The organism is Longimicrobium sp. (assembly GCF_036280135.1).
Taxonomy (GTDB): Bacteria; Gemmatimonadota; Gemmatimonadetes; order Longimicrobiales; family Longimicrobiaceae; genus Longimicrobium.
Map to the genome: position 1 here is coordinate 1 of NZ_DASURI010000176.1, position 7,533 is coordinate 7,533.

The 7,533-nt window shown below is 78.9% G+C and carries 1 protein-coding gene and 1 pseudogene; both read right to left on the reverse strand.

The features are described from left to right. Nucleotides 1-782, reverse strand: a pseudogene (locus VFZ20_RS05235) (M1 family peptidase); the annotation flags it as partial. After that, entirely contained in the window at nt 779-7,492 is a 6,714-nt protein-coding gene (locus VFZ20_RS05240) for a non-ribosomal peptide synthetase (protein WP_329682782.1), read from the reverse strand. The gene VFZ20_RS05240 and the pseudogene VFZ20_RS05235, both read right to left, overlap by 4 nt. Nucleotides 7,493-7,533 lie beyond the last annotated feature (41 nt).

A 7,533-nucleotide genomic window follows, 5' to 3' on the forward strand; every position in this document is an offset into this window, starting at 1 on the left:
ACGTCGAAGCTCCCCCACTCCAGGTAGAACTCGCCGTCGCCCAGGTAGGGGGTGGCGTCCCACCCGGCCAGGTCGTCGAAGACGGCCACCTGCGGGTACCACTGCCCCACGAGGAACCCCGTGCCCCGCCGGGCGCCGTCCGAGTACGCCGTGCGAAACGAGGGCGCGCGGGGAACGGCGTGCCGCCACGCCACCTCCAGCACGGTGCTGTCCCCCGGCGCCAGGGGAGCCGGGAGCACCACGCGGGCCAGGGTGCCCCGCACGGCGTAGCCCGCGGGCGCGTCCGCCGGGGGCTCGTCGCGCACCTCCGCCAGCTCCACGGGCGCCAGCTCCCGCGGCGCGGCCCCGCCCAGGGCCACGCGCTCCAGCGTGACCCCGCCCGTCTCCGTCACGAAGCGGTTGCGGGGCACCCCGGGCGCGTAGACGTTCTGGTACAGGTTCAGGACGAGCGAGCGCAGGGGCCCGGGAGAGCGGTTCCGGTAGACGATCCACGCGCGGCCGCGCAGGAGGGCCGTGGCGGGCTCCAGCTCCGCCTCGATGCGGTAGCGCACCTCCTGCTGCCAGTAGGCCGGCCCCGGCGCCCCCGTCAGCGTCCGCGTTCCCCGCGCCACAGCCGCGTGAAAGGCCGCCGGCACGGGCACGGGGCGCAGCAGGGGGCGCGCGGCGTCCGCCGCGGGCGCGGGGCCTGGGGGCGGCGGCGGGGCGCAGCCGGCGGCCGGCATCCCGCCGCAGAGGGCGAGGAGGAGGGCCACGCGGCGGGCGGCGGGGGACGCGGCGCTCACGCGAGGTCCGCCTCCAGCAGGGCCAGCGTGGCCGCGTCCAGCCCGGCGAGGGGAAAGTCCGACGGGGTGCATCCGCCCGCGTCGGGGGAGCAGCAGTGGGCCACCAGGGCGCGCAGGGCGTGGAGGTACGCGTCCGCCAGCCGCTGGACGGTCTGCGCCCGGTACGCGTCGCCGTGGATCCACCGGACGCGCAGGACGCCGTCCTCCACCGCGCCCACCACGTCCAGCAGGTGCGCGCGCCGCCCCTCCGGCGCGTGGGCCGGCCCCGCGGACTCGGGGGCCAGGGCCAGCAGCGCGCCGCCGGAGAGGGTGCCGTCGAACCGGCCCAGGTAGTTGAAGCTGATCCACGGCGCGGGCAGGGCGCGGAGCGCGTCGCGGACGGCGGCGTCGGGCGACAGCCAGCGCAGCAGCCCGTACCCCAGCCCGCGCCCCGGCACGGCGCGCAGCTGCTCCTTGACGCACTTGATCTCCTCCCCCTCTCCCACGGCGCCGCGCAGGTCCAGGAAGACGGGAAAGAGGGCGGTGAACCAGCCCACGGTGCGCGACAGGTCCACCCCGCCCACCCGCTCCTCCTCGCGCCCGTGCCCCTCCAGGTGAAGGAGCAGGCGGCGCTCGCCCGTCCACCCCGCCAGGGCGCGGACGAGCGCGGCCAGGAGCAGGTCGTTCACCTCCGTGCGGTACGCGGCGGGCGCCTCCTGCAGCAGGGCCCGCGTCTCGTCCGCGTCCAGGGCCACGGTCACGTGGCGCGCGGAGCCGGCCCGGTTCTCCGCGTCGGGCCGGTCCACGGGGAGGGTCGGGGGATCGCGGGGGACGGCGGACGTCCAGTACGCCGCCTCGTCCGCCAGGGCGCCGCCGGCCGCGTGCTCCGCCAGGCGCCGCGCCCACCGGCCGAACGCCGTGGTGCGCGGGGGCAGCGCGGCCGGCGTGCCCCGCTCCGCCGCCCCGTACAGCCGCTCCAGGTCCTCCAGGAGGATGCGCCAGCTCACGCCGTCCACGGCCAGGTGGTGGATGACGAGCAGCAGGCGCTCCCCCGCCGCCCCCAGGTCAAAGCGGGCGGCGCGCAGCAGGGGCCCCCGCTCCACGTCCAGGGCGCGCTGCAGGGCGGCCGCGGCGGCCTCCATCCGCGCCCGGGCCAGGGGCGCCGGCAGGCCGGACAGGTCCACCGTGGGCCGGGGGGCGGCGTCCTCCGCCGGCGCGTAGCGCTGCGTCCACGCGCCGTCCGCCCCGCGCGCAAAGCGCAGCCGCAGCGCGTCGTGGTGCGCCGCCAGCCCGCGCAGGGCGGCCGCCAGGGGCGCCGCCGCCAGGGGGCGGCGGGGGGTGAAGAGAAAGGCCTGGTTCCAGTGGCCGCGCGCGCCCGTCTCCTGCTCGAAGAACCAGCGCTGGATGGGGGTGAGGGGAAGCGGGCCCCCCGGCACCTCCTCCGCCCCGGGAGAGGGCGCGGACGCCGTCTCCGCCACCCGCGCCAGCCGGGCCAGGGTGGGATGCTCCACCATCTGCCGGGGCGTCAGGTGCACTCCCTCGCGCCGGGCGCGGGCGACGACCTGGATGGAGAGGATGCTGTCACCGCCCAGGTCGAAAAACCGGTCGTTGGCCCCCACGTGGTCCACCCGCAGCACGTCCGCCCAGATGCCCGCCAGCAGCCGCTCCACGGGGGTGCGCGGCGGCGCGTGCCCCTCCCGCGGCTCGCCCCGCTCCGGCGCGGGGAGGGCGCGGCGGTCCACCTTGCCGTTGGGGGTCAGCGGAAGGGCGTCCAGCCGCACGAACGCGGACGGCACCATGTGCTCCGGCAGCCGCGCCCGCAGGTGCGCCCGCAGCCCCTCCGCGGACGGAGACGCCTCCCCGTCCGACCCGTCCGACCCGTCCGCCCCGTCCGCCGCGACGACGTAGCCCACCAGCCGCGCCTCGCCCGGCCCGTCCGCCCGCGCCACCACCACCGCCTCGCGCACCCCCCCGTGCGACAGCAGCGCCGCCTCCACCTCGCCCGGCTCGATCCGGAACCCCCGCACCTTCACCTGCGCGTCCACCCGCCCCAGGAACTCCAGCTCCCCCTCCCCCGTCCACCGCACCCGGTCCCCCGTGCGGTACAGCCGCGCCCCCGCCTCCCCCGAGAACCCGTCCGGGACGAACCGCTCCGCCGTCCACCCCGGCCGCCCCAGGTATCCCCGCGCCACGCCCCCGCCCCCCACGTGCAGCTCCCCCGGCACCCCCGCCGGCGCCAGCTCCCCCCACGCGTCCAGCACGTACGCCCGCGCGTGGTCCACCGGACGCCCGATGGACGGCGGCCGGCCCCCGCCCTCCCCCGGCGGCACCACCACCCCCGACGTGGCCACCACCGCCGCCTCCGTCGGACCGTAGTTGTTCACCAGCGTGAACGGCAGCCCGGGCCGCGGCCGCGCGCGCAGCGCGTCGCCCCCCGTCAGCATCACCCGCAGCGGCGCCTCCGTCGGCCATTCCTCCGCCAGCACCCCCTCCGCCAGCGGCGTGGGGACGAACGCCACGGTGATCCCCCGCTCCACCAGCAGCGCCCGCAGCGCCTCCGGAGAGCCGCGCGACGCGTCGTCCGCCAGGTGCACGGACGCGCCCGCCAGCAGGTACGGCCACACCTCCCACGCCGCCGCGTCAAAGCTGAACGACGCCACCTGCGTCGCACGGTCCTCCGCCCCCACGCCGAACGCACGCGTGTGCCACCGCGCCAGCGCCAGCAGCGCACCGTGCGGCACCATCACCCCCTTGGGCCGCCCCGTGGAGCCCGACGTGTAGATCACGTACGCCAGGCTCTCCGCGTCCACCGCCACCTCCGGCGCGTCCGCCCGCTCCGCCGCGATCCGCTCCCCGTCCGCGTCCAGCAGCACCGTCCGCCCCCCGTGCGCGGGAAGACGGCCGACGGTGGACCCGTCCGCCACCAGCACGGCCGCGGACGCGTCCCCCAGCAGGTACGCCAGCCGCTCCGGCGGATACGACGGGTCCAGCGGCAGGTACGCGCACCCCGCCTTGAGCGCGCCCAGCATGGCCACCACCATCTCCGGCGCCCGCTCCACGCAGACGGCCACCCGGTCGTCCCGCCGCGCCCCACACCGCAGCAGGTGCCGCGCGAGGCGGTTGGCGGCCCCGTCCAGCGCCCCGTACGTCATCACCCGCGCCCCGTGGACGACGGCCGGCGCGTCCGGCGTGCGCCGCGCCCGCGCCGCGATCCCCTCGTGCACGCACCCCGGCGCCCCCCGCGCGCCCGGCGTTCCCCGCCCCGCCTCCAGCAGCCACGACCGCTCCGCTTCCGGGAGGAGCCGCAGGGCGGCGACGGGGCGCGACGGATCCGCCAGCATCCCCTCCAGGAGGGATTGGAAGTGGGCCGCCATCCGCGCGGCCGTGGCGGGCTCCCACAGCTCCGCGCGGTAGGCGAGCTCGCCCCGCAGCGCCACGCCGTCGTCCGTGAACGACAGGGCCAGGTCGAACTTGGCGGCGGCGGCCGCGGGGGGGAGCGGATCCACCCGCAGGCCGTCCAGGGCCGGCGCGGGGCCCGCCTCCAGCAGGGTAAAGCTCACCTGCGCCAGGGGCGCGTGGGCCTGGGTGCGCTCCACCTCCAGGGCCTCCACCAGGCGCTCGAAGGGGAGGTCCTGGTGCGCCTGCGCCTCCAGCACCCGCGCGCGGACGCGGCCCAGCAGCGCGCGGGCGTCCGGCGCGCCCGACAGGTCGCCGCGCACCACCAGCGTGTTGACGAACAGGCCGATGAGCCCCTCCACCTCCAGCCGCGTGCGCCCCGCCACGGGCGTCCCCACGAGCACGTCGTCCGTGCCCGCGTACCGGGCCAGGAGGGCCTGCCACGCCGCCAGCAGCACCATGAACGGGGTGGCCCCCTCCGCCCGGGCCCGCGCGCGGACGGCCCGCGCCGTCTCCGGCGCCGGTGCGAGGACCACGCGCCCCGCGCGCGAGCCCTGGACGGGACGGCGGGGGTGGTCCGTGGGCAGCTCCAGCAGCGGGGGCGCGCCGGCCAGCGCGCCGCGCCACCAGGCCAGCTGCTCCTCCAGCGCCTCGCCCCGCAGCCACGCCCGCTGCCACGCGGCGTAGTCCGCGTACTGCACGGGGAGGGGGGACAGCCGGGGGGCGCGCCCCGCCCGCCCCGCCGCGTACAGCTCCGCCACCTCGCGGACGATGACCGCGGTGGACCAGCCGTCGCTCACGGCGTGGTGCAGGGTAAGGAGAAGGGCGTGGTCGTCCATCCCCATCCGGACGAGCGTGGCGCGCAGCAGGGGCCCGGCGGCCAGGTCGAACGGGCGCGCCGCCTCCGCCCGCGCCAGCCGCCCCAGCTGCGCCTCGCGCGCCGCGGGGGGCAGGCCGTCCAGCCCCACCCGGGAAAGGGGGACGGGGGACGGGGGGCGGATGTCCTGCACGGGCCGCCCGTCGGGCGCGGGAAAGACCGTCCGCAGGGCCTCGTGCCGCCGCGCCAGCGCCGACAGCGCGCCGGCCAGCGCCCCCGCGTCCAGGGGGCCGCGAAGGCGAAAGGCGCTCGCCATGTGGTAGGCGGATCCGTCCGGCTCCAGCTGGTGCAGGTACCACAGCCGCTGCTGCGCGAAGGAGAGCGGCAGGGGCCCGTCGCGGGGGACGGGGACCAGGGGCGGCGGCGCGTCGCCCGCGCCCTGGCGCAGGGCGGCCTCCACCCGCGCGGCCAGCTCCGCCAGGGTGCGCGCCTCGAAGCAGGCCCGCAGGGGCACCTCCACCCCGAACGCCTCGCGGATGCGGGATGCCGCCCGCGCCACGTGCAGCGAGTGCCCGCCCAGGGCGTAGAAGTCGTCGTCCGCGCCCACGGGGCCCGTGCCCAGCACGGCCTCCCAGATGGCCGCGAGCCCGGCCTCCACGGGGGTGCGGGGCGGGACGGGGTCCGCCCCCGCGCCCGCGCGGGCCTCCGGGGCCGGGAGGGCGGCGCGGTCCACCTTGCCGTGGCGCGTGCGGGGAAGCGCGTCCAGCACCACGAGGACGGAAGGGACCATGTACGCGGGCAGCCGGTCGCGCAGGGCCGCGCGCACGGCGCCGGCGTCCACGCCCGCGCCGGCCGCATAGCCCACGAGCACGCCCTCGCCGCGCGCGTCCTCCCGCGCGGCGGCGGCCGCCTCGCGCACGCCGGGGCAGCGGGCCAGGGCGGCCTCCACCTCGCCCAACTCCACGCGGAACCCCCGCACCTTGACCTGGTGGTCCGCGCGCCCCAGGAACTCCAGCACGCCGGAGGGGAGCCAGCGCGCGCGGTCGCCCGTGCGGTACAGCCGCGCCCCCGGCACCCCGGCGAAGGGGTCCGGCACGAAGCGCTCGGCCGTGAGCCCGGGGCGCCCCAGGTACCCCCGGGCCACCCCCGCCCCGCCCACGCGCAGCTCGCCGGGAACGCCCACGGGGGCGGGGCGCCCCCAGCCGTCCACGACCCACGCGCGCACGTTGGCCCCCGGCCGGCCGATGACGGGCACGGGCCCCGCGTCGCGGACGGCGCATGCCGTGGCGTCCACCGTGCACTCCGTGGGACCGTACAGGTTGTGAAAGCGGGGCCCCCGCGCCTCGCGCATCCGCCGCCAGGTGGCCCCGTCGATGGCCTCGCCGGCCACGAGGATGTCGGCGGGAAGCCCGTCGCCGGCCTCGCCCAGCCCCGCGTCCAGCAGCAGCCGCAGCTGCGCGGGGGTGCAGTCCAGCACCTGGATGCCGTGCGCGCGCACGTACGCCGCCAGGGCCGCGCCGTCGTAGCGCGCCTCGTCCGGCACCACGTGCACGGTGCTCCCCGCCAGCAGCCGCGCCCACTGCTTGACGGAGGTGTCGAAGGTGACGGGCCCGTTCAGGCTCACCACGGGGGGCGGACCGCCGCTCCACGCGTGGTAGACGGCGCCGTCCAGCAGCGCCACCAGGTTCAGCACGGAGCCGTGCTCCACCATCACCCCCTTGGGGCGGCCCGTGGAGCCGGAGGTGTAGATGACGTACGCCAGGGTGGCGGGCCCGGCGGCGCCGGGCAGGGGCGCGTCACGCTCCCCCCGGACCTCGTCCCCGTCGGCGTCCAGCCGCAGCACGGGCGGAAGGGCGGCGGGAAAGCCGGCCAGGAGGGGCGCGCGGGTCACGAGCACCGCCGCGCCCGCGTCGGCCAGGACGAGCGCCTTGCGCTCCGCGGGGTACGCCGGGTCCAGCGGCACCAAGGCGCCGCCGGCCGCCAGCACGCCCAGCAGGGCCGTCACCTGCTCCGTCCCCCGCTCCAGGCACACGGCCACGCGCGCCTCCGGGCCCACGCCCCGGCGGCGCAGCGCCCGGGCCAGCCGGTTGGCGGACCGCCGCGCCGCGTCGAAGGTGAGCCGGTCCGCCCCGCAGGCCACGGCCACGGCGTCCGGCGTGCGGGCGGCCTGCCGCTCGAACGCCGCGTAGAGGGACGGCCCCGCGGGACGCTCCGCGTCCGTCCGGTTCCACTCCTCCACCACGCGGCGGCGCTCCTCGTCGCCCAGGAGAGGCACGGCGGCCAGGGGGGCGTCGGGCGCGCGGGCCATCCCCCGCAGGAGCGACGCGAGGTGCCCCAGCATCCGCGCCGCCCCGTCGTCGTCCACGCGGTCGCGGCGGTAGCGCGCGCGCAGCCGCAGCCGCGCGCCGGGCACCACCGACAGGGTCAGGGGAAACCCGCTGCGGGAGACGATGGCCTCCACCCGCACCCCGGGCGCCTCGCCATCGTCCCCCAGGGCCTCCACGGGGTAGTTCTCCACGGCCAGCAGGGTGTGGAAGAGGGGCTCCCCCGCGGGGGCGC